At 47.6% G+C, this 23,482-nt stretch carries 19 protein-coding genes; 12 read left to right on the top strand and 7 right to left on the bottom strand.

Features of this window, described 5'->3' with window-relative positions; genetic code table 11:
* Positions 1-38: 38 nt before the first annotated feature.
* Complete coding sequence (locus tag NNC77_RS10205; RefSeq protein WP_254986879.1) at positions 39-1,214, top strand: MFS transporter; 1,176 nt, start codon at positions 39-41, stop codon at positions 1,212-1,214.
* A 112-nt stretch (positions 1,215-1,326) separates the two neighbouring features.
* Here the strand turns inward: NNC77_RS10205 and NNC77_RS10200 are convergent, their stop codons facing one another.
* On the bottom strand, positions 1,327-1,773 hold the full coding sequence (locus tag NNC77_RS10200; RefSeq protein ID WP_117727805.1) for a DUF3127 domain-containing protein: 447 nt from the start codon (positions 1,771-1,773) through the stop codon (positions 1,327-1,329).
* A 210-nt stretch (positions 1,774-1,983) separates the two neighbouring features.
* Between NNC77_RS10200 and dnaN the strand changes: the two genes are divergently transcribed.
* From dnaN to NNC77_RS10170, 6 genes are all read left to right on the top strand, one after another.
* On the top strand, positions 1,984-3,111 hold the full coding sequence (gene dnaN / locus NNC77_RS10195; RefSeq protein WP_022120654.1) for a DNA polymerase III subunit beta: 1,128 nt from the start codon (positions 1,984-1,986) through the stop codon (positions 3,109-3,111).
* Between the two features lie 51 nt (positions 3,112-3,162).
* A complete protein-coding gene (locus NNC77_RS10190; protein WP_022120655.1) occupies positions 3,163-4,026 on the top strand; it encodes a 3'-5' exonuclease in 864 nt (287 codons plus the stop codon).
* An 81-nt stretch (positions 4,027-4,107) separates the two neighbouring features.
* On the top strand, positions 4,108-5,364 hold the full coding sequence (locus NNC77_RS10185) for a bifunctional phosphopantothenoylcysteine decarboxylase/phosphopantothenate synthase (protein WP_153080250.1): 1,257 nt from the start codon (positions 4,108-4,110) through the stop codon (positions 5,362-5,364).
* On the top strand, positions 5,300-6,229 hold the full coding sequence (locus NNC77_RS10180) for a DUF4835 family protein (protein ID WP_082231212.1): 930 nt from the start codon (positions 5,300-5,302) through the stop codon (positions 6,227-6,229). Before NNC77_RS10185 ends, NNC77_RS10180 begins: the two co-directional genes overlap by 65 nt.
* A 98-nt stretch (positions 6,230-6,327) precedes the next feature.
* Positions 6,328-8,001, top strand: a complete 1,674-nt coding sequence (gene recN, locus NNC77_RS10175) for a DNA repair protein RecN (RefSeq protein WP_254970780.1) — start codon at positions 6,328-6,330, stop codon at positions 7,999-8,001.
* Positions 8,002-8,005: 4 nt separating this feature from the next.
* Entirely contained in the window at positions 8,006-9,652 is a 1,647-nt protein-coding gene (locus tag NNC77_RS10170) for a tetratricopeptide repeat protein (RefSeq protein WP_118152434.1), read from the top strand.
* 62 nt (positions 9,653-9,714) lie between these two features.
* Here NNC77_RS10170 and NNC77_RS10165 read toward each other — a convergent pair whose 3' ends face one another.
* The 6 genes from NNC77_RS10165 to NNC77_RS10140 all read right to left on the bottom strand — a co-directional run bounded on the left by NNC77_RS10165 (position 9,715) and on the right by NNC77_RS10140 (position 15,918).
* On the bottom strand, positions 9,715-10,251 hold the full coding sequence (locus NNC77_RS10165) for a hypothetical protein (RefSeq protein WP_117694203.1): 537 nt from the start codon (positions 10,249-10,251) through the stop codon (positions 9,715-9,717).
* A gap of 25 nt (positions 10,252-10,276) precedes the next feature.
* Positions 10,277-11,137, bottom strand: a complete 861-nt coding sequence (locus tag NNC77_RS10160; protein ID WP_119227526.1) for an N-acetylmuramoyl-L-alanine amidase-like domain-containing protein — start codon at positions 11,135-11,137, stop codon at positions 10,277-10,279.
* A gap of 18 nt (positions 11,138-11,155) precedes the next feature.
* Positions 11,156-12,229 carry a DUF4421 domain-containing protein gene (locus tag NNC77_RS10155; protein ID WP_118152488.1) on the bottom strand — a complete coding sequence of 358 codons (1,074 nt, stop codon included), beginning with the start codon at positions 12,227-12,229 and terminating at the stop codon, positions 11,156-11,158.
* A gap of 155 nt (positions 12,230-12,384) precedes the next feature.
* A complete protein-coding gene (locus NNC77_RS10150; protein WP_118152430.1) occupies positions 12,385-13,368 on the bottom strand; it encodes a Gfo/Idh/MocA family protein in 984 nt (327 codons plus the stop codon).
* Positions 13,369-13,397: 29 nt separating this feature from the next.
* Entirely contained in the window at positions 13,398-14,003 is a 606-nt protein-coding gene (yihA, locus tag NNC77_RS10145; protein WP_022120663.1) for a ribosome biogenesis GTP-binding protein YihA/YsxC, read from the bottom strand.
* Between the two features lie 91 nt (positions 14,004-14,094).
* On the bottom strand, positions 14,095-15,918 hold the full coding sequence (locus NNC77_RS10140) for an ABC-F family ATP-binding cassette domain-containing protein (protein WP_118152428.1): 1,824 nt from the start codon (positions 15,916-15,918) through the stop codon (positions 14,095-14,097).
* Between the two features lie 150 nt (positions 15,919-16,068).
* On the opposite strand from NNC77_RS10140, the gene rho reads away from it, so the two are divergent.
* The 5 genes from rho (at position 16,069) to NNC77_RS10115 (ending at position 23,327) form a co-directional block, all read left to right on the top strand.
* Positions 16,069-18,267, top strand: a complete 2,199-nt coding sequence (gene rho, locus NNC77_RS10135) for a transcription termination factor Rho (RefSeq protein WP_254970777.1) — start codon at positions 16,069-16,071, stop codon at positions 18,265-18,267.
* Between the two features lie 433 nt (positions 18,268-18,700).
* The gene (locus NNC77_RS10130; protein WP_006846571.1) at positions 18,701-19,573 is read left to right on the top strand and encodes a nucleoside phosphorylase; all 873 of its coding nucleotides are present in this window, start codon (positions 18,701-18,703) and stop codon (positions 19,571-19,573) included.
* Positions 19,574-19,584: 11 nt separating this feature from the next.
* Positions 19,585-20,985: a tRNA uridine-5-carboxymethylaminomethyl(34) synthesis GTPase MnmE gene (gene mnmE / locus NNC77_RS10125; RefSeq protein ID WP_254970775.1), complete on the top strand. Its 1,401-nt coding sequence runs from the start codon at positions 19,585-19,587 to the stop codon at positions 20,983-20,985.
* Positions 20,986-21,295: 310 nt separating this feature from the next.
* On the top strand, positions 21,296-22,228 hold the full coding sequence (locus NNC77_RS10120; protein WP_254970774.1) for a helix-turn-helix domain-containing protein: 933 nt from the start codon (positions 21,296-21,298) through the stop codon (positions 22,226-22,228).
* A 124-nt stretch (positions 22,229-22,352) separates the two neighbouring features.
* The gene (locus NNC77_RS10115; protein WP_118192640.1) at positions 22,353-23,327 is read left to right on the top strand and encodes a site-specific integrase; all 975 of its coding nucleotides are present in this window, start codon (positions 22,353-22,355) and stop codon (positions 23,325-23,327) included.
* Positions 23,328-23,482: the final 155 nt, after the last annotated feature.

Below are 23,482 nucleotides of genomic sequence, written 5' to 3'. Positions count from 1 at the left end.
GGACAAACTCTAAAAGTGAGGATAAACTCTAAAAAATGATGAAAGAGAAACTTTGGAATACAAACTACATCAAGGTGATGACTACCAACTTTCTGTTGTATTTCGCCTTCTATCTGCTCACACCTTTGCTCCCTCTCTATCTGAGCGAAAATTTTGGAGCCACGAAAGATGTGATTGGAATTGTGCTGAGCGGCTATACGGTTGCCGCCCTCATCATTCGTCCGTTCAGCGGATATGTGGTTGACAGCTTTTCGCGCAAGAAGGTTCTGATGGTCTGTCTCTCGGCCTTCGCCATCTTCTTTGCCGGCTATATTGCAGCCAGCACCATCCTGATGTTTGCCATCTGCAGAACCTTGCACGGAGGTCCATTCGGAGCAGTAACGGTTGCCAACAGCACCTGCGCCATCGACGTTCTTCCGGCAAGTAGGAGAAATGAAGGAATCGGACTCTACGGACTGAGCAACAATTTTGCCATGGCAATTGCTCCATCCATCGGAATCTATCTCCATAATGCGGTAGACAGTTACATGATTCTCTTCTGGATAGCTTTCATCGTGGCGATAGCCTCAGTTGTGATTGCAGGAACCATCCGCCTCCCCGAAAAGGAAATCGTTAAGAACAAGGAGAAGCTTTCTCTCGACCGCTTCTTCCTGACGCGTGCCTGGCTCCTTGCCATCAACATCGCCATGTTCGGTTTCTGCTGGGGCGTTCTGAGCAATTATCTTGCAATCTACAGCAAGGAGGAACTCGGAATTACGGGTGGAACGGGCACTTATTTCGCCCTTCTTTCCATGGGTCTGTTCCTCTCAAGACTGCAAGGCAGAAAAGCCTTGAGCCAGGGCAAACTTACCCAGAATGCGGCCGAAGGAATGCTGCTTTCGCTTGTCGGTTTCATCATCTTTGTTGCCGTCAAGCACCCGGTAGCCTATTATCTTTCTGCCTGTCTCATCGGCCTGGGCAACGGTCATCTTTACCCAGCCTTTCTCAACATGTTCATTAATGTGGCTCGTCACGACCAGCGTGGAACGGCAAACAGCAGCATTCTTACAGGATGGGATTTGGGCTTCGGAATCGGCTGTCTGCTAGGCGGAGTTGTGGCAGAACATTTCGGTTACAACGGAACATTCTGGATGGTTGCTATAGAAAATGCAGCTTCCGTTCTCCTCTTCTTTGCCGCTTCGAAACAATTCTTTGAGAAGAGACGCAGAGAATAGAAAACTGTTGATAAAAAGAAATATAAGATTACGAATAAAAAAAGAGCACTTCATCCGAGACTGAAGAAAGTCTCAGGCGAAGTGCTCTTATTTTTATCTTACTTTTCTGTTTTTAGAAAGGAAGATCATCTGCGCTACCACCCTCTGCTGCAGGAGCTGCAGGCTGAACTGGAGGGAATGCTGCAGTTGCACCATTAGCAGGAGCTGCTGGCTGAGCAGGAGCTACAGGAGCACCTACTGGAGGAAACGCACCTGGCTGCATTCCGCCCATAGCACCAGCTACGGCGTTAGGGTCAACACGCTGGATGTTCCAGGCACGGATGCTGTTGAACCAACGGCCCTGATACTCGTGAGCATCAATATCGAAAGAAACCAGGAGTTCCTCACCACTCTGAATGTTGAACTGAGCCAGACGGTCTGCTCCGAAAACATCAAAGCACAATTTCTTTGGATACTGCTCGTGGGTTTCAATTACGAACGACTGAGCTTTCCACTCTCCTCTTGCAGAGACGCCGCTTCTTTCAGGCAAAACGGCAATAACCTTTCCTTGTAATTCCATATGATAATATTTAAAGTTTTTCCTTTGTTTAAAGGGTGTTTTTTTCTTTCTGACTGCGAAATTACTAAAAATAGTTCAAAAACTAGAACTTTTCTCCAATTATTTTTGCTTATCAGCGATATTTTTTGTATTTTTGTGCTCAATTAGGTGATATTGCCTAATTAAATTAAGGTGAAACAGAAAACAAAATAAAATTTAAATAAAATACTCATGAGATTTACAGTATCAAGTTCTGCATTGAGCAGCAAGCTCAACATGCTCGCAAAAGTGATTGGAAGCAAGAATTCGTTGCCAATCCTCGATTGTTTCCTTTTCCAAGTTGCTAACGGTGAAATGAGCATCACGGCTAGCGATAGTGATAATGTCATCAAGAGTACACTCGCTCTTACCGACCACGATGGAGAAGGTGAGTTTTGTGTGCCTAACCGCGTTATCCTCGATGCGCTGAAGGAACTGCCTGAGCAGCCTCTTCACTTCGATGTGGATGCTGCCGGAGAAGCCGTTGCCATCAAGATTGTTTACCAGAACGGTCTTTACAACTTCACAGGTCAGAGCGCAGAGGAATATCCTCGCACACAGAGCATGAACGATGCTTGCACCACCGTTTCTTTGCCTACAGAAATGCTGATTAACAACATTTCACGCTCGCTCTTCGCTACAGCCAACGATGAGTTGCGCCCTGTCATGAACGGTATTTACTTCGACCTGACAGCAGATGCTCTCGCTATCGTAGCAAGCGATGGTCACAAGCTGGTTCGCAGCAAGAACTTCACTATCAAGAGCGAATCTCCTTCAGCATTCAACTTGCCTAAGAAGCCAGCTTCTCTGCTGAAGAACATTCTGAGCAAAGACGGCGACGACGCTATCATCAAGTTTGATGACCGAAGCGCAGAAATCCAGTTTACTGACGGCGTTATGAGATGCAGACTGATTGATGGCCGCTACCCTAACTACAACTCTGTCATTCCAAACAACCCTAACGAGGTTACAGTAGACCGCAGAGGCTTGCAGAGTGCTTTGCGCCGCGTATTGCCATTTGCAAGCGAGAGCAGCCAGCTCATCCGTTTCCACATCGAGTCAGGCCGTTTCGAGGTTTCTTCTGAGGATATTGACTTCTCAACATCTGCAAAGGAACAGTTGTCTTGCGAATACAACGGCTCTCCTATCAGCATCGGCTTCAAGGGAAGCAGTCTGATGGAAATTCTGAGCAATCTTACCAGCGACAACATCATCATCCAGCTGGCAGACCCAAGCCGTGCCGGAATCATCGTACCAGCAGAACAGCCTGAGAACGAAGATATTCTGATGCTCATCATGCCTATGCTCCTTAACGACTAAAGGAGCACGGGCTTTCTCTGAAACAACAAAAAGAAAAGTATTTCTACAAAAATGAAACTCAATTTGACAAAGCCTCTGATCGTGTTCGACCTGGAGACAACGGGTCTTGACATGATCAAGGATCGTATTATACAGATTTCTTACATCAAGGTAATGCCTGATGGAACTGAAGACCGCAAGAACCTCTACGTAAATCCTTGCAAGGAGATTCCTGCCGAAGTAGTTGCCCTTACAGGCATCAGCAACGAAGATGTAAAAGATGCGCCAACCTTCAAGCAGCTGGCTGCCACATTAGAGAAGGAATTTACAGGTTGCGATTTCGCAGGCTACAATTCCAACCACTTCGATGTACCTATGCTCGCAGAAGAATTCCTGCGTGCTGGAATCGACTTCGATTTCAACAAGTGCCGTCTCATCGATGCGCAGACCATCTTCATGAAGATGGAACGCCGTAACCTGGCTGCTGCCTACAAGTTCTATTGCGGCAGAAAGATGGAGGAAGATTTCGAAGCTCATCGTGCAGATCAGGATACAGAGGCTACTTACCGCGTGCTCATGGGCGAGCTCGACAAGTATGCTCCAGGCGTGCAGGATGAACCTGAGCGCGTGCTCAACAACAACATGGATGAACTTGCCGATTTCTCTAAGCAGAAGGATAATGTAGATTTCGCCGGACGCATCGTTTGGGAAGAGGTAAAAGACGCCCAGGGCAACGTTGTAAACGATGAGAACGGAAATCCTTTGAAGCACGAAGTATTCAACTTCGGCAAATACAAAGGATGGGATGTGGCTGAGATTCTGACCAAAGATCCGGGTTATTTTACATGGGTCTTGGGAAGCGATTTCACCAACAATACCAAGCAGGTACTTACCCGCATCCGCCTTCGTGAATTCAACAAGAGAATGGGAAAATAATTGTTACCGGACTTTCGCAAGCGGTTGAAGAACAAACCTCTTGCGAAACTCGGATTTATTTCTTAACAGTTAGAAAAATTCATGTTAAAAGGAAAGAAAATCGTATTGGGCATTACGGGCTCTATTGCAGCCTACAAGTCTTGCCTCATCATACGAGGTCTCATCAAGCGCGGAGCCGAAGTGCAGGTAGTCATTACGCCTGCAGGAAAGGAGTTCATCACTCCCATCACGCTTTCAGCTCTTACGCATAAGCCTGTGGTAAGCGAATTCTTCTCGCAGCGCGATGGAACCTGGAATTCGCACGTAGACTTAGGTCTGTGGGCCGACGCCATGCTCATCGCTCCTTGCACAGCCTCTACCATGGGAAAGATGGCTCACGGAATTGCTGACAACATGCTCATCACAACCTATCTGTCGATGAAAGCGCCTGTTTTCATCGCTCCAGCCATGGACCTCGACATGTATAAGCATCCTTCTACCCAAGCCAACATGAAAACACTTCTGGGCTATGGAAATCACATCATAGAACCCGAAGTGGGATTCCTGGCAAGCGGACTGGAAGGAAAGGGACGCATGGAAGAACCTGATATTATCGTAGAATGCCTTGACAGATTCTTCGATGAACAGGCTCAGCAGAATGCAGAGACCGATGAAGCTGCATCAGAAAACTGCAAGGAAAAAGAAAGCGATAAGCTCGATTTGAAAGGCAAGAAGATCATGATTACAGCCGGACCAACTTACGAAAAGATTGACCCGGTACGTTTTATCGGTAATTATTCTTCCGGCAAAATGGGCTTTGCCCTTGCTGAAGAGTGCTGCCGCCGTGGTGCTGAGGTTACGCTGGTTGCAGGTCCGGTTTCGCTCAGCTGTTCCGAAGCCATTCATCGCATCGATGTAGAAAGTTGCGAGGAAATGTATCAGGCAGCCACTAAAGCTTTTGCCTCTACCGATGCAGCCATTCTCTGTGCTGCTGTTGCTGATTTCAAGCCAAGCGAGATTGCTGACAGGAAAATCAAGCGCGAGAAAGATGATCTGGAACTCCGCCTCGTCCCTACTCACGATATTGCCGCAGCCCTTGGCAAAATGAAACAAAAACATCAGCGAATTGTGGCTTTCGCCCTGGAAACCAACGATGAAGAGGCTAATGCACAGAAAAAACGCAAAAAGAAAAATGCCGATTTCATCGTGCTTAACTCTACTCGCAATCCGGGAACCACATTCCGTACGGATGATAACCAGATAACGATTATTTCTGAAGAGGGTAAGAAAGAATATGAGAAGAAACCGAAAACTGAAGTGGCTCGCGACATTATCAACGAGCTGGCTCATCTCTTGTAGTCCCATCACATCAGCCGCTCAGGAGTTGCAGGCTAAGATTACCATCAACCATGCACAGATTCAGGGCACGGAAAACCGGGTATTCGATAATCTGCAGCAAACTCTTGAGCAGTTTGTGAACGACAGGCAATGGACGAATCTTCAATTCAGGAAGAACGAGCGCATCGTGTGCAACTTCAATATCACGGTAAGCAAGTATGATAAAGACCAGAATATCTTTACCTGCAAGGCGCTCATCCAGGCCAACCGTCCCGTCTACAATTCAGCCTATACGTCCACCTTATATAATAATGTGGATGAAAACTTCACGTTCAAGTTTGCCGAGTTCGATCAGCTGGAGTTTACCGAAGAGCGGATTGACAACCAGCTAACGGCTCTGCTCGCCTACTATGCTTACCTCATCATCGGTTTAGATCTTGATAGTTTTGCACCTAAAGGTGGTGAAGACATTCTGCAACGTTGCATGAACCTCACCAACAACGCCCAGAATCTTGATTTTCCGGGCTGGAAAGCGTTTAGTGACAACAGAAACCGGTTCGCCATCATTTCCGATTATCTCGACGGAGCCATGGAACCTTTCAGAATGCTGCAATACAACTATTACAGAAAAGGGCTCGATGAAATGGCGAATAATGTGGAACGAGGCAGAACTGAAATCACCAACACCCTGCTCCAGGATCTGAAGAAGGCACGTACGGACAGACCGCTCAGTCTGCTGCCACAAATCTGGACAGACTATAAGAAGGACGAGCTTGCTAACATCTATCAGAAACATGGCACTCAGAAAGAGAAAGAAAGCATTTATGAGCTGCTCTTCTCCATCAATCCTTCTCAAAACTCATATTGGGACAAAATCAAGGAATAAGGCTACATGCAGAATGATTCGAGGCAACTTCTCGGATGATAAAGCAAAGATTCTTCCTAGATAGGTTAAGTTCCTTTAAAACAATAAGATAATAAATTATGCTCAAGCAATTATACATCAAGAATTTCACGTTGATTGACGAGTTGGACATTCCTCTTTATCCAGGATTCTCAGTCATCACGGGCGAGACGGGTGCCGGAAAGAGCATCATTCTCGGAGCCATCGGACTGCTCCTGGGCAACCGTGCTGACAGCAAGGCCATCAAGGCAGGAAGAGACCGATGCGTGATTGAAGCCCACTTCGACCTGTCAAAATACGGAATGCAGGATTTCTTCGATGCTAACGATATTGATTATGATGCAGAAGACACCATCATCCGCCGCGAACTGACTGCTGCCGGAAAGAGCCGTGCCTTCATCAACGACACGCCCGTCCCCCTGAGCAAGATGAGAGAACTGGGCGAACAGCTCGTCGATATTCATTCGCAGCACCAGAATCTCCTACTGCAGAAGGAAGACTTCCAGCTCAGCGTGGTCGACATTATTGCCCACGATGAAAAGCAGAAGAAGGCTTATCTTGCCGAATACAAGAACTATAAAAAGGCTAAGCAGCAGCTGGAAGACCTGAAAGCAGAAATCGCAAAGAACAGGGAGAACGAGGAATTCATGCGCTTCCAGTTTAAGGAACTGGATGACGCAAACCTGCAGGAAGGCGAACTTGAGCAACTGGAACAGGAAGCAGAAACCCTGAGCCATTCTGAAGACATCAAGACTGCGCTCTATGAGGCAGATAATGCACTCTCGGGCGAAGACGGCAGTATTCTCGACAAACTGAAGAATGCAGCCCAGCAGATTGACAACATCAAGGAGGTTTATCCGGATGTGAAAGAGGTGGCTGAGCGAATGCAGAGCAGCTATATAGAACTCAAGGATATTGCCCAGGAAATAAGCGGAAGCGTTGACAATATAGAGTTCGACCCGAACCGGCTTGAAACCATCAATTCCCGGCTTGACCAGCTCTACTCGCTCCAGCAGAAATTCCATGTGGAAAATGTAGAGGAACTCATCGCCACTCGCGAGCGAATCAACGAACAGTTGCAGCACATAGATAATGGAGATGAAGACATAGAAGAACAGGAAAAGCAAGTTGGCCTTCTGCTTGCCAAGGCTGAAAAGCTGGCTGGTGAACTGACTGCCATCCGAACGAAATCGGCAAGAAAGATAGAAGAAGAAATGAAGAAACGTCTCATTCCTCTGGGAATTCCAAACGTCCGCTTCGAAATTTCATTCTCCGCCAAGCCGCTCAGTTCTGATGGTGTTGACAAGGTCAATTTCCTGTTCAGCGCCAACAAGAGCACGCTTCTCCAGCCGGTGAGTCAGGTTGCTTCCGGTGGAGAAATCGCCCGCGTCATGCTTTCTCTGAAGGCCATGATCAGCGGCGCCGTAAAACTGCCAACCATCATCTTCGATGAAATCGACACGGGAGTAAGCGGTAAGATTGCTGAAAAGATGGCGGAAATCATGACAGAGATGGGCAATTTGAACCGCCAGGTTATTTCCATCACCCACCTGCCGCAGATTGCTTCCATGGGAACCTATCATTACAAGGTTCTGAAAGAAGAAACCGAAGAGGGAACTCTTTCTCACATGAAGGAACTCAACGAGCAGCAGCGCATAGAAGAAATCGCCCAGATGCTCAGCGGAAGCGACATTACGCCTGCTGCCCTGGCAAATGCTAAGGAGTTGCTCAATAAACACAAGCAACACAAATAAGATTATGAAAAAAATAAATATGATCATGATGGGACTGATGCTCGGAGCATCGTCCCTCTATGCCCAGCCGGGTTCGGTCCAGAAACTGGCTAAGAGCGTTTTCACCTTGACTACTTTCAATCAGAAAGGCGACATTATCGCCTCTACACAAGGTGTTTTTATCGACAACAAGGGAACGGCTATCAGCACCTTCAAACCATTTGTCGGAGCTGTAAAGGCTAGCGTTGTTGACGCTTCCGGCAAATCGATTCCTGTTGAGGCCATCATGGGAGCCGATGAACTCTATGATGTGGCTAAATTCCGCATCAACGCCTCTACAGTTGCAGCCCCTATCGCAACCAAGGAATCGGCTGCTGGTGACAAGGTCTGGCTGGTTCCTTATTCTATCAAGAAGCCGGCTTACCAGCAGGAGGACATCAGCAGCGTGGAGAAGTTCAAGACTACGTACAACTATTACATCTTCTCGAATAGTGCTCCCGAAAATGCAGTAGGTTGTCCGTTTGCCAACAAGAACGGCCAGGTCATCGGTCTGATGCACAGCAATGGTCAGGTAACGGCCATCGACGCCAACTACGCCAAGCAGCTGAAGGTAACCGGTCTTTCGAGTCTTGACGCAGCACTTCGCGAAACCACCATCCGTACAGCTCTTCCTGATACAGAGAACGAAGCGATGACGATGATGACTCTGAAGAAAGGCCAGACTACAGCTGATGAGTATGCGAAATATAGCGATGAGTTTATCAGCAAATTCCCTACTTCAGCCTTCGGTTACAAGGAGAAAGCCGCTTATCTGACGGATAAGGCCGAATATGATGCAGCTGCCAAACTGATGGAAGAAGGCATTAAGAAATCGGCTGCCAAGGATGAGGCTCATTCCAACTATGCCGACCTGATTTATCAGAAGATTATTTACAAGGGCGATTCTGTTTATAAGGACTGGACGCTTGATAAGGCCATAGCTGAGGCTCAAAAGGCATACGAAATCAAGGCTCAGCCTATTTACCGCCATCAGGAAGCGCAGATTAATTTTGTAAAGGGTGAGTATCAGAAAGCGTACGATACTTTCATGGATTTGACCAATACTTCACTTCTCAGCGGCGAACTCTATTTTGAGGCTGCCCAGGCTAAGAAGAATCTCAAGGCTCCAGCCAAGGAGATTGAGGTTTTGCTCGATAGTGCGGTAAGCGTTGGAAACAAGATCGGAATGGTTGCGAATTATTATCTGGCACGTGGAGAATTTCTGAAGGAGCAGGGTGAATTCCGCCGCGCTATTCAGGATTATAATATGTACGATTCCATTGCCCGTCCTGTTTCGCCAGCCTTCTTCTACACCCGTTACCAATGCGAAACCAAGTTACGCATGTGGCAGCCAGCCCTGCTTGATATTGCCCGCACCTGTTACCTGGCTCCTAAAGAGCCTACTTATTTTGCAGAATGGGCAAGTCTCGACTTGCGTGTAAAGCGTTATGATGAAGGAATCAGCGCAGCCACCCATTGCATAGAGTTGGCTCCTGAATATGCTGACGGCTACCTTCTCTTAGGACTGCTCCAGAAGGAGAAAGGAAATAAGGAAGAGGCCATCAAGAACCTGAAGAAAGCCCAGGAACTCGGCGATTCCCGCGCTGGAGAATATCTCAAGAAAATGAAGTAATTATTTTAGTAATAAGTAAGAAAGTCCGTAGGCATTTTAACAGAACGCCTACGGACTTTCTTTTACATTTTAGTCATGTGGTAACCCAGCATTTTTAGCTCTACGGCTATTCCCATGAGGAACATCTGGTGAAGGGCAGCAACGAAACCACGGAAGGCTTCCTCGCTTCCAGGCTGCAGATTCAGATGAATCAGCTTGCTGTAAGAGCGCGAAGCACATTCTGCCACTACATTCGTAACAGCCTTATGCGCTTCCTCATTCAGCAGCAGAACCTTTTCGCAGATGTAATCATCCATGTGGTCGAAATCTATTCTATCACGAAGATATTCATAATGATTCTCTACCTTGCTGTAGAGTTCCCAATCCTCATCCCAATACTTGGCAAGCGCCATTCCTACATACATGATCCAACCCAATGAAACCGTAGGATATTTGGCAAACTCGCGAATCGCATCAGGCAGATAACTCTCGCCTACTTTCTGCCACAGCTCTTCCAAATCCGGAGCTTCCGGCAAATGAGCATCTACCTTATCAATACCCAGCAGATATTGATAAAGATCTTCCTTGAAGATAGCTTCAAAATTCTTTTTCTCTTCCATTTATCTTTTCTTTTCTAATATTTTTTTACTGAACTCTGCAAACCCTGATTCCTATCTGCACCGGATGTTTGTGCATGTAAGTATAAAGTGTCATCGGTTCATCAATCACCTTCTTGTGAATGCTGCTTGCGTTGAGCAGATGTAATCCGTCTTTGTGCCAGGAAGCAATACCGATGTGGGTCGTGTCGAGACCCTTCTTGTTGGTAATGATGGCGATAATGTCACCATCGTGAATAGCGTTGCGGAAAACTGCCGTGTTGGCAATCTTGCCCTTCGGAACATAACGGTAACGCTTGCCGTTCACACTCTGTTCCAGTTTTCTGATTCCCGATATCCATTCCGGATGAGCCTTAAGCATCTTATAGCTCGAAACATGCGTACTCATCCAGTTGATGTTCACGGTCTGAACAGCCGAGAAAGGAGGATTGGGCGCAATATTCTTCACGATTCCCTCGCGCTCGTTTGCATCCATCCAGATCGTGAAATAATGCTGGCGCTTCACATAGGAAATCTCTCCGCCCACATAACGCACATTTCGGAGATGTTCACAGAAAGCCGAGAAAGAAGTCTCGTTCTTCTTGGCGCACAGGGTGAGCGCCGTAACCATCTCTACGTATGTGGTGCAGTCTAGCTCACGGGTGTTCACGATGAGCACCTCTTCCTTCGTCCGGTCCAGCGTGCCGCCCACATAAGGAACGCCCGCCATCTGCTTGCCGAACCAGAGCATCCAACTGGCTGGTTTCTTCTTCATAGCCCTTGCCTGCTGCAGCAGTCCTACAATCCGCAGACTGTCCTGCCGCTGATAAACCACATTCACCCTGGCTTCTCCCGGAACAGCCAGCACGCAAGCCAGCACGACAGCTGCCATTTTCGTAAATATTTTCATCTCTTCTCTTTTTATATGTTAATGATGACGTTTCCTGCCGAAGTTCACACCCACATAAATATTGAGTGAGCCAAACGAATTGTTGGTAGAAAACTGTTTTTTCTTATAGTTGTAGGAATGGATGATGGTGCTGGCGCCCGCGTACCAATGCGTGTTGTTCCACACAATACCGAAGCGGCCTATTCCATCCAGGTTCACATTCTTGAAACTGAAGTTGGTAATGTCCAGATGTTCCCTTTCATTATCCGATTTCGAGCGGTTGTAAGCCACACCTACCGAGAGCGAAGCGTTGAAGAGCCAGTTCTTGGCGAAAACCCAGTTGTAAGCATAGCCGCAGGTTACGTTCACATCGCTGTATTTCACCTTGCTGAACATCAGCGAACTGTCTATCTTGGCTTCCGGAGTTCCCCCGTTTGTCAGATTTTTATTCAGCTTTTCATCTACAAGATTGGTCAATTTATCCCAGTTCACCTCCAGTTCATGCTCCGTGTAACCTATTCCCAGAAGCATGGAACCGGCACTTCTCCGCTGCACCGTACTCTGCGAATAGGCAGCAGGATAAGAGAAGCGGCGATGGTTGAAGATGTAATAAAGATTGAATCCCTTGATGCTCGATTTGAAACCGTCGAAAGGAGCCTTGCGGATAGGGGCACAATCGATGTGCTCACCCAGATTCATCCGCTGAACATGATAGTCATTTCCCGTCTGTCGCCAGAACAGGTCTATTCCCAGCAGACTGCTGTAGAGGCTCAGGTCAAACTCCTTTTTATTAGTGTGGTTATTCCTGAAATTAATGTGCTTCAGGTCGAACGTATAACCCAGAAACACCCATCGCCAGCCCAGATAAGGCCCCAGGCGGTAAGAAGGATCAGGCGAGAAGGAAATGCTCTGTCCTTCGCTGTTTCTGAGCGTATATTCCTCGTAGGTATTGGTGTTCTGCAGCATCACCGTATAATTGTAATGCTGGTCTTCTATATAAGCCGAATCCGTACTGTTGAATTCTCTGAAGAACCGGGTGAACACATCTCCCACCTGATGGAAGAAGGTTTTGCGATGGCGCTCTTTCACGAGGCTGTCCTGGGAATTGGACATGAACATCGTCTTGTTGAAGAGCGTTCCCAGCATGGTAGAATCCACGGACTCCCCTGCCCTTGCCGAAGTGCAGGCAAGGGAACAGATAAATCCTACTATACAGAAACATCTCTTCATAACTTACGCTCTAATCCTGATGATGATTTTGTAAAAAATCAGTTCTTCCACAATACTCGGTCCAGCACCCAGTTGACAGCCGTAGCCGAAACGCTGGTGCAGTCGCATTTTCCTATTCCCTGTAGATGCTGAATCACACTCTTGATGAGCGGCAGCTGCACATAAGGCGGATTCGGAACCGTAATCAAGTTCTTTCCTTCGCTCGTAATCACTTCTATCGGCTGGTAAGTGAACACCGAGAATGAGAGCGAACCTTTCTCGCCAATCACCTCGATGCAGTCTTCCTTCGCACTCTCATGTCCCACGAAGCACCAGCTTCCGCTGCCCGGAATTCCACTCTCAAAGAAGAAGCACGCCGAGAGCGTATCTTCAGCCTGATAAAGATGCGCTCTGTTGGCAGGATAGCCGTGCGCACGGGTAATCACACCAAACAGATTCTGGAGCAAATCTATCTGATGAGGAGCCAGGTCGTAGAAATAGCCGCCGCCAGCAATATCCGGCTGCAGTCGCCAAGGCATTTCCTTGCCGCTCTGAAAGTCGAGATCGCGCGGAGGAACCGAGAAGCGCACCTGAACATTCACCACGTTACCGATGGTTCCGCTCTCGATAATCTCCTTCACCTTCTGGAAGTAAGGAAGATAACGGCGATAGTAAGCTACGAAGCAGGGAACACCCGTCTGCTCGCTGATGCGGTTGATGCGGATGCAGTCGTTGTAGCTCGCTGCCAGCGGTTTCTCTATATAGCAGGGTTTGCCCGCACGCATCGCCATGATGGCAAAGATGGCGTGAGAAGAAGGTGGCGTGGCGATGTAAACAGCATTCACATCGGGGTCTTCTATCAATTCCGATGCATCCGTGTACCATTTGCGCACATGATGGCGCTCAGCATAGCTGCGTGCCTTGTTCTCGCTTCGGCTCATCACAGCCACCACCTGCGAACCCTCCACTTCGTTGAAAGCCGGTCCGCTTTTCTTTTCGGTTACTTCTCCGCAGCCGATAAATCCCCAATTAATCTGTTTCATTCTCTGTTGGTTTATTCTCTCCCGAAAGATTATTCTCCGGCGAGCGATTTGTTGATTTCGTCAATATAGTCGAGCACCTCGTCGCGTCCCATCTTCTTTTCACTACTGGTAATGAAATAAGGTGGAAGTGCTTCCCAGCGGTCTTCCAGCGCATGCATCCATTTCTCCGCATTCATGCGAGCCTTGACCGGACCCAACTTGTCGGCCTTGGTAAAGACGATGCAGAAAGGAACGCCGCTCTCGCCCAGCCAGTCTACAAACTCGCGGTCTATCTTCTGCTGGTCGTGGCGCACGTCAATGAGCACAAAGACATTAGCCAACTGCTGGCGCTGCAGAATATAACTGCTTATCATTTGTTCCAGCTGCTTCTGTACGGTCTTCGAACGCTTGGCGAAGCCATAGCCAGGAAGGTCAACCAGATACCATTCATTGTTGATGATGAAGTGGTTGATAAGCAGCGTTTTACCCGGTGTGGCTGAAGTCTTAGCCAAACCCTTGTGGTTGCAGAGCATGTTGATAAGGCTCGATTTTCCCACATTACTTCTGCCAATGAAAGCATATTCAGCCTTCGTATCTTTCGGACACATGCTCACTCGTGGAGCCGATATTGTAAATTCTGATTTCTTAATTTCCATTCTTTCTATTTTTCTTTTATAAATATTTATTATTAACGGCCACACATCAACTGATCATAAAGTTCAATGTTCAACGCTCAAAGCTCAAAGTCTAGAGCATTTCAGCCAGTTCCAGCCATCTCATTTCCTTCTCATCAAGTTCATCCTTGATTTCAGGCAGGCGCTTGCTTTTCTCTGTCAGTTCCTCAACCGATAGATTTCCGCTGCAGAGTTCCTCTTCCAGCTTCTTCTGTTCCTCGGTCAGCGCATCTATTTCCTGGGTCAGCTGCTCATATTCGCGCTTCTCCTTGTAGCTCATCTTGCGCTTGTTCTCAAAATTGGCGTCGCGCTTGGCCGTGCCAGCTCCGTCGTTTTCTGCCGTTGCATTTCCGCTCTTTGCCGGTTTCGCCTGTTCCGCCTCGTCCTTCGCCTGCATCCGGCTCCATTCCCTGTACTGCGTATAGTTGCCTGGGAAATCCTGTATTTCGCCTTCGCCCTTGAAAACCAGCAGATGGTCTACTACCTTGTCCATGAAATAGCGGTCGTGGCTCACCACGATGACGCAACCCGCAAAATCCTGAAGATATTCTTCCAGTACCTGCAGCGTCTGGATGTCGAGGTCGTTGGTCGGCTCGTCCAGCACCAGGAAGTTCGGATTCCTCATCAGCACCGTACAGAGGTAAAGCTTGCGCTTCTCGCCGCCGCTCAGCTTGTAAACGTAGTTGTGCTGCTCCTCGGGCGTAAAGAGGAAGAACTGCAGAAACTGCGAAGCCGTCATGTGCTTGCCGCCGCCCAGATCTATATAATCAGCAATCTCCGTAATCACGTCAATCACCTTCTGGTCTTCACGGAATTTCAGTCCCTCCTGCGAGAAATAGCCGAAGCGAACCGTCTCGCCGATGTCAAACTTGCCGCTGTCGGGCTGAACTTCGCCCAGCAACATCTTGATGAAGGTCGATTTTCCCGTTCCGTTATTACCCACAATACCCATCTTCTCGAAGCGGGCAAAGTTGTAGTAGAAGTTGTCGAGAATCACCTTCTTCTGTCCCCTGTCGTCGAAAGCCTTGCTCACATACTGGCATTCAAAAATCTTCGAACCTATATAAACGGTAGAAGCCTTCAGCCTTACCTGCCTGTCTTCGATGCGCTGCTTCGCCACCTTCTCCAGCTCGTAGAAAGCATCCTCGCGGTATTTTGCCTTGTGTCCGCGAGCCTGAGGCTGACGGCGCATCCAGTCGAGTTCCCTGCGGTAGAGATTCTTCGAGTGCTGAATTTCGGCTCTCAGATTGTCCATTCTCTCCTGCCTCTTCTCCAGATAATAGGCATAATTGCCGCGGTAGGTGTAGATGGTGCGGTCGTCGAGTTCCAGAATCGTATTGCACACCTTGTCCAGGAAGAATCGGTCGTGCGTAACCATGAAGATGGTCTTGTTGCCGCGGTTCAGATAACCTTCCAGCCACTCTATCATCTCCAGGTCCAGGTGGTTGGTCGGCTCGTCCAGCATCAGGAAGTCGGGTTCCGTAATCAGCACATTCGCCAGCGCCACTCGCTTCTGCTGTCCGCCGCTGAGCTGTCCCATCGGCTGTTCCAGGTTGGTAATGTGCAGCTGGGTGAGAATCTGTTTCGCCTTCAGCACCTTCTCCGGATCATCCTCATGATTGAAGCACGCCTGCAGCACACTTTCTTCCGGATCAAACTGCGGCGCCTGCTCCAGATAGCCCACCTTCAAGTCGCGTCGGTAGATGATGTCTCCGCTCTCGTGTCCCTCTTTATCCATCAGCACCGACATGAGCGTAGACTTTCCCGTGCCGTTTCTCGCCACGAGTCCCACTTTCTGTCCTTCAGCGATAGAGAAGGAAATATTATCAAAAAGAACCTGTGCACCAAAGCGTTTGGTGAGGTTTTGAACGTCTAAATAGGGTATTTGACTAGCCATTTTTATTTTTTTTGTGCAAAGATAGGCAAAATATTTGGCAGAAACAAATTTTTTAATTATCTTTGCACACGAATTTATCAATCAATACCGTGTTTCCATTCAGAAACGCGACATTTCAGAAAAAAATCATTAATATACAATATATAATATATGTATAGCAAAGAAGAATTACAAGCAAAGAGTGTCGTTCAGTTGAAGGACATTGCCAAGGAACTGGGAGTCAAGGTAAAGAAGAGCGATAACAAGGAAACTATCGTCTATGCCATTCTCGACGCCCAGGCAGAACAGCCAGCTCCTGAAGCAGCCCCTAAGCGCAAGCGCACCCGCATTGCAACCAAGAAAGAAGACCGTGTTTATTCCGTACACGGTAATGAAGGAGAGAATTTCGACGTGCAGAAGAACCAGGTATTGGGTCCTAACGGCGGCGAGACTGCTCCTCAGGCTATGAGCGAAACTGCCCCAGCCCCAGCGGTTGAGGAAGAAATCCAGTTCAGCCCGGCAGAGCAGAGTTTACAATCAGCTGCCCAGAAGCAGACTCTAAACCAATCAGGCGAAGACATCGAGGCTCAGGTACTTGCCAACTTCCCGAAACACCGCGGCAGAAGAAGTAAGGCAGAACTCGAAGCCATTGCAGAAGCCAGAGCAGCTGCCATCAGAAAGCATCAGGCGGTAAAAGCCGAGCTAGAAGCGCAGATGGCGAAAGATGCACAGGAGACGGCTAACCAGCAGGCTGCTACTGAGGCAGAACAGCCGGAAGAGGCAACAGCCGATAACCAGCAGACTGCTCCTGAGCAAGTTGCCGTTCCTGAAGAGCAGTTCTCTGCCGGAAACGCTGAGAGCGCTAACATCAGCGGCGATTTGCAGGCGATGCTCCAGGCTAAGATGAATGCACAGAACGCAGCAGCTCCGGCTCCGGCAGCAGCTCCGGCTCCAGCTGAGGAGGCAAAGGAAAAAGCTACTGAAAAAACTGCAACCGATAAGAAACAGGAGTCAGCTCCTATCCACTATACTGAAGGTATGAAGGTAGAACTCGATGCAGACGGAACCTGGAAGGGTGATCCGGGCGATGGAACCGATTTCATCCTGGTAGTCGACATTCCTATCGAAGACCAGGCTGCCATTCCTACTGTCGATATCTTCGACCGTCCTACCACTCCGCAGACTTCTCACCAGCACACACCTGCTGCCCCTGCAGCCAAGAACAAGCAGGAAGCACCAGCCTACGATTTCAGCAATCTCGTGAAATCCAACGGTGTGCTCGAAGTGATTTCAGAGGGCTACGGATTCCTGCGCAGCAGCGATTACAATTACCTTTCTTCACCGGACGATGTTTATGTAGCATCCAACTTCGTCAAGAAGTTCGGTCTGAAGACTGGCGATGTCATCGAGTGCAAGGTGCGTCCGCCTCACGAGGGCGAGAAATACTTCCCGCTCACCAGCATCATCAAGATCAATGGCCGTGACCCGTCAGAGGTTCGTGACCGTGTTCCTTTCGAGCACCTCACCCCACTCTTCCCTGATGAGAAGTTCAATCTCTGTGGCGACCGCCGCACCACCAATCTCAGCACCCGCATCGTAGACCTCTTCTCGCCAATCGGTAAGGGTCAGCGTGCGCTCATCGTGGCTCAGCCTAAGACCGGTAAGACCATCCTCATGAAGGATATTGCCAACGCCATCGCAGCCAACCATCCTGAGGCTTACCTCATGATGCTGCTCATCGACGAGCGTCCTGAGGAGGTTACCGACATGGCCCGCACCGTGAATGCAGAGGTTATCGCCTCTACCTTCGACGAGCCAGCAGAGCGCCATGTCAAGATTGCCGGAATCGTGCTCGAGAAGGCTAAGAGAATGGTAGAATGCGGACACGATGTTGTCATCTTCCTCGATTCTATCACCCGTCTCGCCCGTGCCTACAACACCACAGCTCCTGCATCTGGTAAGGTGCTCACCGGTGGTGTGGATGCAAACGCCCTCCAGAAGCCTAAGCGTTTCTTCGGTGCTGCGCGTAACATCGAAGGCGGCGGTTCGCTCACCATCATCGCTACTGCCCTCATCGATACAGGTAGTAAGATGGATGAAGTCATCTTCGAGGAGTTCAAGGGAACCGGTAACATGGAGTTGCAGCTCGACCGCTCACTCAGCAACAAGCGCATCTTCCCTGCTGTCAACCTCATTTCTTCGTCTACCCGTCGCGACGATCTGCTGCAGGACAAGACAACGCTCGACCGCATGTGGATTCTGCGCAAGTATCTGTCAGATATGAACGCTATCGAGGCGATGAGCACCATCCACAAGAACATGCAGCATACTCGCAACAACGACGAGTTCCTGCTCTCTATGAATTCATAACCCAAGTTTAGCAAGTGGTTTAAGTACGGGCTGAAGGCCCAAAAGCTCCTAGCCCAGGGCAACGCCCTGGGTATAATAGCAATTAGCAAGGCGCCCTGTAAGGGCAAAAGCTTTGTATATTGCCCGGTATTTTAAAGCTTTTGCCCTTACAGGGCGACAGGTTTGCGTCCGTAATTACCCAGGGCGATGCCCTGGGCTAGGAGCTTCTGCCCTTTCAGGGCGTGTGGAGCAAAAACTAGTATATAAATGAAGAGAGATTTGAAAGAGAAGGGCAAGTTCCATTTCCGGGATTTGCCCTTCGTGTTTTTTTACTGTTTAAAATCATTAAAAAAATATCGCATTTCATTTTTTATTCGTATCTTTGCTTATCTTAAACACAGAGGGGGCGCAAAGCCCCAATATAAATAATGTATAACTTAAAATCAAAAGAACCATGAGCAAATATTTTGCAGAATCAGAATTGATTATCAATGAAGACGGAAGCTGCTTCCACCTTCATCTTCGCCCGGAACAAGTGGCTGATAAAGTAATCCTCGTTGGCGACCCAGGTCGCGTAGCCCTCGTAGCCTCCCATTTCGATGAGAAGGAATGCGAAGTTTCAAGTCGGGAATTCCACGCCATCACCGGCACATATAAAGGCAAGCGAATCACTGTGCAGAGCACCGGAATAGGATGCGATAATATCGATATCGTAGTCAACGAGCTCGATGCGCTGAAGAACATCGATTTCAAAACCCGCACCGAGAAACCCGAGCACACCACGCTCACCCTCGTGCGCATCGGAACCTGCGGCGGCCTGCAGCTCAACTGCCCTGCCGGAACCTTCGTAGCCTCGCAGAAGAGCATCGGTTTCGACGGACTCATCAACTTCTATGCCCGTCGCAACGAAATCTGCGACCTCGAAACAGAGGCAGAATTCAAGCGCCAGGTAAAATGGAACGACCAGATTGGCAACCCATACTGTGTAGACAACAATCCGGAACTGCTCAACCAGATAGCCGGCGATGATATGGTTCGTGGAATCACCATAGCCTGTGGCGGTTTCTACGGTCCTCAGGGCCGCGAGCTCCGTGCCCCACTTGCCGACCCGGAACTTAATCAGAAGATTGAAGCATTCGAGTATAACGGTCTGCGCGTCAACAACTTCGAGATGGAGAGTTCTGCCCTCGCCGGTCTTTCCCTTCTCCTCGGTCATAAGGCATTAACCTGCTGCATGGTCATCGCCAACCGCCGTGCCCTCAGCGCCAACACCGGCTACAAGAGCACCATCGACAATCTCATCAAGGTTGTATTAGATAGAATTTAAACAATAAAAAAATGAATCAAGAAGAATGTATCTGCGCCCTGGCAACCCCAGCCGGCGGTGCTATCGGAATTATCCGACTCAGTGGCTCCGACGCCATTACCCTCACCGACAAAATCTTCCAGTCTGCCAACGGCAAATCCCTGGAAGAAGCCAAGCCCTACACTCTGCATTATGGCGAAATCAAGGATAAGGATGGCAACACCATCGATGATGTACTGGTGAGCGTGTTCCGTGCACCCCACAGTTATACAGGCGAGAACTCCACCGAGATTTCCTGTCATGGCAGCCGATACATTCTTCAGCAGGTTCTCCATCGCTTTACGGAGGTAGGATGTCGCCAGGCAGAACCGGGCGAATACACCCGTCGTGCCTATCTCAACGGCAAGATGGACCTCTCTCAGGCAGAAGCCGTAGCTGATCTCATCGCCTCTACCAACAAGGCAACCCACAAGATGGCGCTCAGCCAACTGAAGGGTCATTTCAGCAACGAACTCTCCCTCCTTCGCGAAAAATTATTAAAGATGACTTCGCTTCTGGAGTTGGAGCTCGACTTCAGCGACCACGAAGAACTGGAGTTTGCCGACCGCAGCGAACTCCAGGCACTAGCCGAAGAAATCAATCACAAGATTACCACCCTCGCCCACTCCTTCGAAACCGGCAATGCCCTAAAGCAGGGAGTAGCCGTAGCCATCGTAGGCAAGACGAATGTGGGCAAGAGCACCCTGCTCAACCGTCTGCTCCACGAGGAGAAGGCAATCGTGAGCGACATTCACGGAACCACCCGAGATGTAATCGAAGACACCACCCTCATCGACGGAATCACCTTCCGCTTTATTGACACAGCCGGAATCCGCAAGACGGATGATGTGGTAGAAAACATCGGAATAGAGCGCACCTTCCAGAAGATGGAAGAGGCGAAGATAGTAATCTGGCTATTGGATGAGCAGCCGTCAGCCTCAGAAATCGAGGAGATGAAGCTGAAGAACCAGGGCAAGAAGCTGCTGGTGGTATTTAATAAGATGGATAAACTTGAGAATGATAAACTTGCGTTCGATAAATTCACCCATTCCTGCGGCTCAGATTCCAGCGAAGCAGAAGCCCCACTTTTCATCAGTGCCCGCACAGGCGAGAACGTTTCATCCCTGGAGCAGGCATTAGTAAAAGCCGCTGATATTCCTGAGATTACCGAGAACGACGTCATCATAACGAGTGCCCGCCACTACGAGGCCCTTCTCCGTGCCCATGATTCCCTCTCCCGAGTATTGGAGTCGATGGAAATGGGCATGAGCGGCGACATCATCGCCGAAGATCTGAAAATGGTATTGGAAGAGTTGGGTGAAATCACTGGCGGACAGATCAGTAGCCAGGAAACGCTAAATAATATCTTCAAGCACTTTTGCATCGGGAAGTAAGTCGTGATAAACAACGATTAATATCGACAACAAATGATAGTTAAGGTGCTCAAAATGAGCACCTTTCTTTTTAGCCTTACTATTGGTTATAATCAATGGTAAGGCTTTTTTAGCACCTTTTTGTACCGCTCTTGTACCTCCATTTTTCAAAAGTAATAATTTGAGACTCCATTTTTGGCAAATGAGTGCAAGATTGCCGAGAGTTTTGGACAATGATGGACGATGATATAAGACTATTGAAAATAAACGGAGTAATGACAGACGACTTTTTCTACAATAAATTAAGTAAAAAAGTATAAAAAGCGTACAAATGACAGCAAGCAAAGAAAGAATTCTAAAAATTTGCGAGTATTGTGGGAAGAGCTTTTATGCATCAAAATCCACAACTCGTTATTGCTCCAAGCAATGCAACAGTTATGCCTATAAGGCAGCAAGACGTGAGGAGAAAGTAAAGATGGCTGAGACTATGAGCCACCGAAAAGCTTCCGAGAAATCCATGTCTGAAATCCTCGTGAAAGAATACCTCACTATTCAAGAGGTCGCTATACTTTTGGGACTAAGCAGACAGACCATATATAATATGGTGTATAGTGGTAAGTTGCGAGCATCCAAGATTACTTCTCGTTTATCTTTAATCAGAAAGCGAGATATAGATTATCTTGTTGATAGTTTGCCATACACCACAAAAAAAAGTGCTTCAAAAGAAGTAGTTCTTGCAAACCGAGAGCTACCTGTTCCAGAATATTACTCTGCCAAGGAAATTGCAGAAGTCCACAACACTTACGAGACCGCCATCTATGAGATAGTCAAGAAAGTCAAGATTTCAAGAATATCCATACAAGGAAGAGTATATTGGAACAAGAAAGAGGTGGATGATTATTTTGCACACCTGTCTCCAGATCCAACCATCAGTGAATGGATGACTGTTATGGATATTCAACAGAAATATTGTATGACGAAAACAGCCGTATATAGTTTCGTTAGTCACAATGCTATTCCAAGAAAAATGGAAGGTAACAATGTTCTGTATTCCAAGCGTCATGTACAATTGGCAAAAGGTGAATCCGTAGAAGACCAACTTTATTATACAATACCGGAGGCCATGAAGTTGTATGGTTTAAGTCAGGACCAGCTTTATAAGCGTATCAAGAAATACGCTATTGAAAAGGTGAAGATTGGCAAGTATATCAAGATTTCCAAGCGAGATTTAGAGAAAGCTATCGGCAAGCCTAAGGTTATTTAGCGGTTATCAAAAGGTTAAGTTGTACCCCATTACATAACTCTATTATTTTGCAATCGATTTCAAAGATCTCTTAATACGGGATCATATATGAAACATAAGTATCACATTATAAAAAGTAAACATCATGGTAAATACATGTACAAGAGTTTCTCTTCGCCAAAGAGCGATTAAAAACGACCGTATTTCTCTTTATTTGGATTTCTATCCACCAGTACGCAACCCTGAGACTATGCAAATGAGTCGCAGGGAATATTTAGGTATCTATATCTATGCTCATCCAAAGAATGAGATGGAACGTGAGTTTAATACAGATATGCTCAACAAAGCAGAGGCCATCCGTTGTATCAGAACCCAATCACTCATCAATGAAGAATTTGGTTTTTTGGACAAAACACGACAGAAAGCTGATTTTTTGGCATACTTTGAGAAGATGACACATAAGAAAGATGACAAGTGGACATGTGTCTACAAGCATTTCTTCAAATTTGTTCAAGGTCATTGTACATTTGGGGATGTGACAGTGGAACTTTGCAAAAAGTTCAGAGAGTATCTTCTGAATGCAAATCAGTTGAATCGAACAAAACAAAAGGTATCTCTCAACTCTGCAGCAGGTTACTACTCTACTTTCCGTGGTCTCTTAAAAATCGCCTATCGTGACAAGTGGCTGCGTGAGAACATCAATGACTATCTGGACAAGATTGAGCCACAAGATGTAAAGAAGGAGTTTCTTACCCTTGATGAAGTAAAGCAGTTGGCAGCTACTCCTTGCGATATACCTGTACTGAAGTCTGCCTCCCTCTTTGCTTGCCTCACAGGATTGCGAATCAGCGACATCTTAAAATTGCGTTGGGAAGACTTCGAGATAGCTCCCGACCAAGGCTATTGCTTGCGTATTCGTACCCAGAAGACTCAGACCGAGGCAACCTTGCCTATCAGCAACGAGGCATACGAACTATGTGGTGAACCAAGCACGGGTATCGTGTTCAAGGGATTGAAGCGCAGCATGATTAACCATCCCCTTAAAGCATGGTTGAAGAAGGCAGGAATCACCAAGCCATTTTCATTCCATTGCTTGAGTCACAACAAAATCTTTTATTGATTGAATATCAGCAAGTTAAGTACTTTAAAGAATGTAACTGCTAACGATTTAGAAACGAGCTATATTCTTTTTCTTTCACAACTTTGCAATATACAAAGAACGCTTTGATTTCGAGTGCAAAGTTAAATCTAATTTCTGAAAAACAACATTTTATG

The organism is Segatella copri, from assembly GCF_024330485.1.
Taxonomy (GTDB): Bacteria; Bacteroidota; Bacteroidia; order Bacteroidales; family Bacteroidaceae; genus Prevotella; species Prevotella copri_L.
This window is presented reverse-complemented; position numbering and strand designations above follow the sequence as displayed.

What these genes read in the sequence shown, in the direction of transcription:
- NNC77_RS10140 (WP_118152428.1), bottom strand. Translation starts at nt 15,918, where the DNA reads ATGGCTAGTCAAATACCCTATTTAGACGTTCAAAACCTCACCAAACGC.
- mnmE (WP_254970775.1), top strand. Translation starts at nt 19,585, where the DNA reads ATGAATCAAGAAGAATGTATCTGCGCCCTGGCAACCCCAGCCGGCGGT.
- yihA (WP_022120663.1), bottom strand. Translation starts at nt 14,003, where the DNA reads ATGGAAATTAAGAAATCAGAATTTACAATATCGGCTCCACGAGTGAGC.
- NNC77_RS10185 (WP_153080250.1), top strand. Translation starts at nt 4,108, where the DNA reads ATGTTAAAAGGAAAGAAAATCGTATTGGGCATTACGGGCTCTATTGCA.
- rho (WP_254970777.1), top strand. Translation starts at nt 16,069, where the DNA reads ATGTATAGCAAAGAAGAATTACAAGCAAAGAGTGTCGTTCAGTTGAAG.
- NNC77_RS10180 (WP_082231212.1), top strand. Translation starts at nt 5,300, where the DNA reads ATGAGAAGAAACCGAAAACTGAAGTGGCTCGCGACATTATCAACGAGC.
- dnaN (WP_022120654.1), top strand. Translation starts at nt 1,984, where the DNA reads ATGAGATTTACAGTATCAAGTTCTGCATTGAGCAGCAAGCTCAACATG.
- NNC77_RS10160 (WP_119227526.1), bottom strand. Translation starts at nt 11,137, where the DNA reads ATGAAAATATTTACGAAAATGGCAGCTGTCGTGCTGGCTTGCGTGCTG.
- NNC77_RS10165 (WP_117694203.1), bottom strand. Translation starts at nt 10,251, where the DNA reads ATGGAAGAGAAAAAGAATTTTGAAGCTATCTTCAAGGAAGATCTTTAT.
- NNC77_RS10200 (WP_117727805.1), bottom strand. Translation starts at nt 1,773, where the DNA reads ATGGAATTACAAGGAAAGGTTATTGCCGTTTTGCCTGAAAGAAGCGGC.
- NNC77_RS10205 (WP_254986879.1), top strand. Translation starts at nt 39, where the DNA reads ATGAAAGAGAAACTTTGGAATACAAACTACATCAAGGTGATGACTACC.
- NNC77_RS10190 (WP_022120655.1), top strand. Translation starts at nt 3,163, where the DNA reads ATGAAACTCAATTTGACAAAGCCTCTGATCGTGTTCGACCTGGAGACA.
- NNC77_RS10150 (WP_118152430.1), bottom strand. Translation starts at nt 13,368, where the DNA reads ATGAAACAGATTAATTGGGGATTTATCGGCTGCGGAGAAGTAACCGAA.
- NNC77_RS10120 (WP_254970774.1), top strand. Translation starts at nt 21,296, where the DNA reads ATGACAGCAAGCAAAGAAAGAATTCTAAAAATTTGCGAGTATTGTGGG.
- NNC77_RS10130 (WP_006846571.1), top strand. Translation starts at nt 18,701, where the DNA reads ATGAGCAAATATTTTGCAGAATCAGAATTGATTATCAATGAAGACGGA.
- NNC77_RS10155 (WP_118152488.1), bottom strand. Translation starts at nt 12,229, where the DNA reads ATGTCCAATTCCCAGGACAGCCTCGTGAAAGAGCGCCATCGCAAAACC.
- NNC77_RS10115 (WP_118192640.1), top strand. Translation starts at nt 22,353, where the DNA reads ATGGTAAATACATGTACAAGAGTTTCTCTTCGCCAAAGAGCGATTAAA.
- recN (WP_254970780.1), top strand. Translation starts at nt 6,328, where the DNA reads ATGCTCAAGCAATTATACATCAAGAATTTCACGTTGATTGACGAGTTG.
- NNC77_RS10170 (WP_118152434.1), top strand. Translation starts at nt 8,006, where the DNA reads ATGAAAAAAATAAATATGATCATGATGGGACTGATGCTCGGAGCATCG.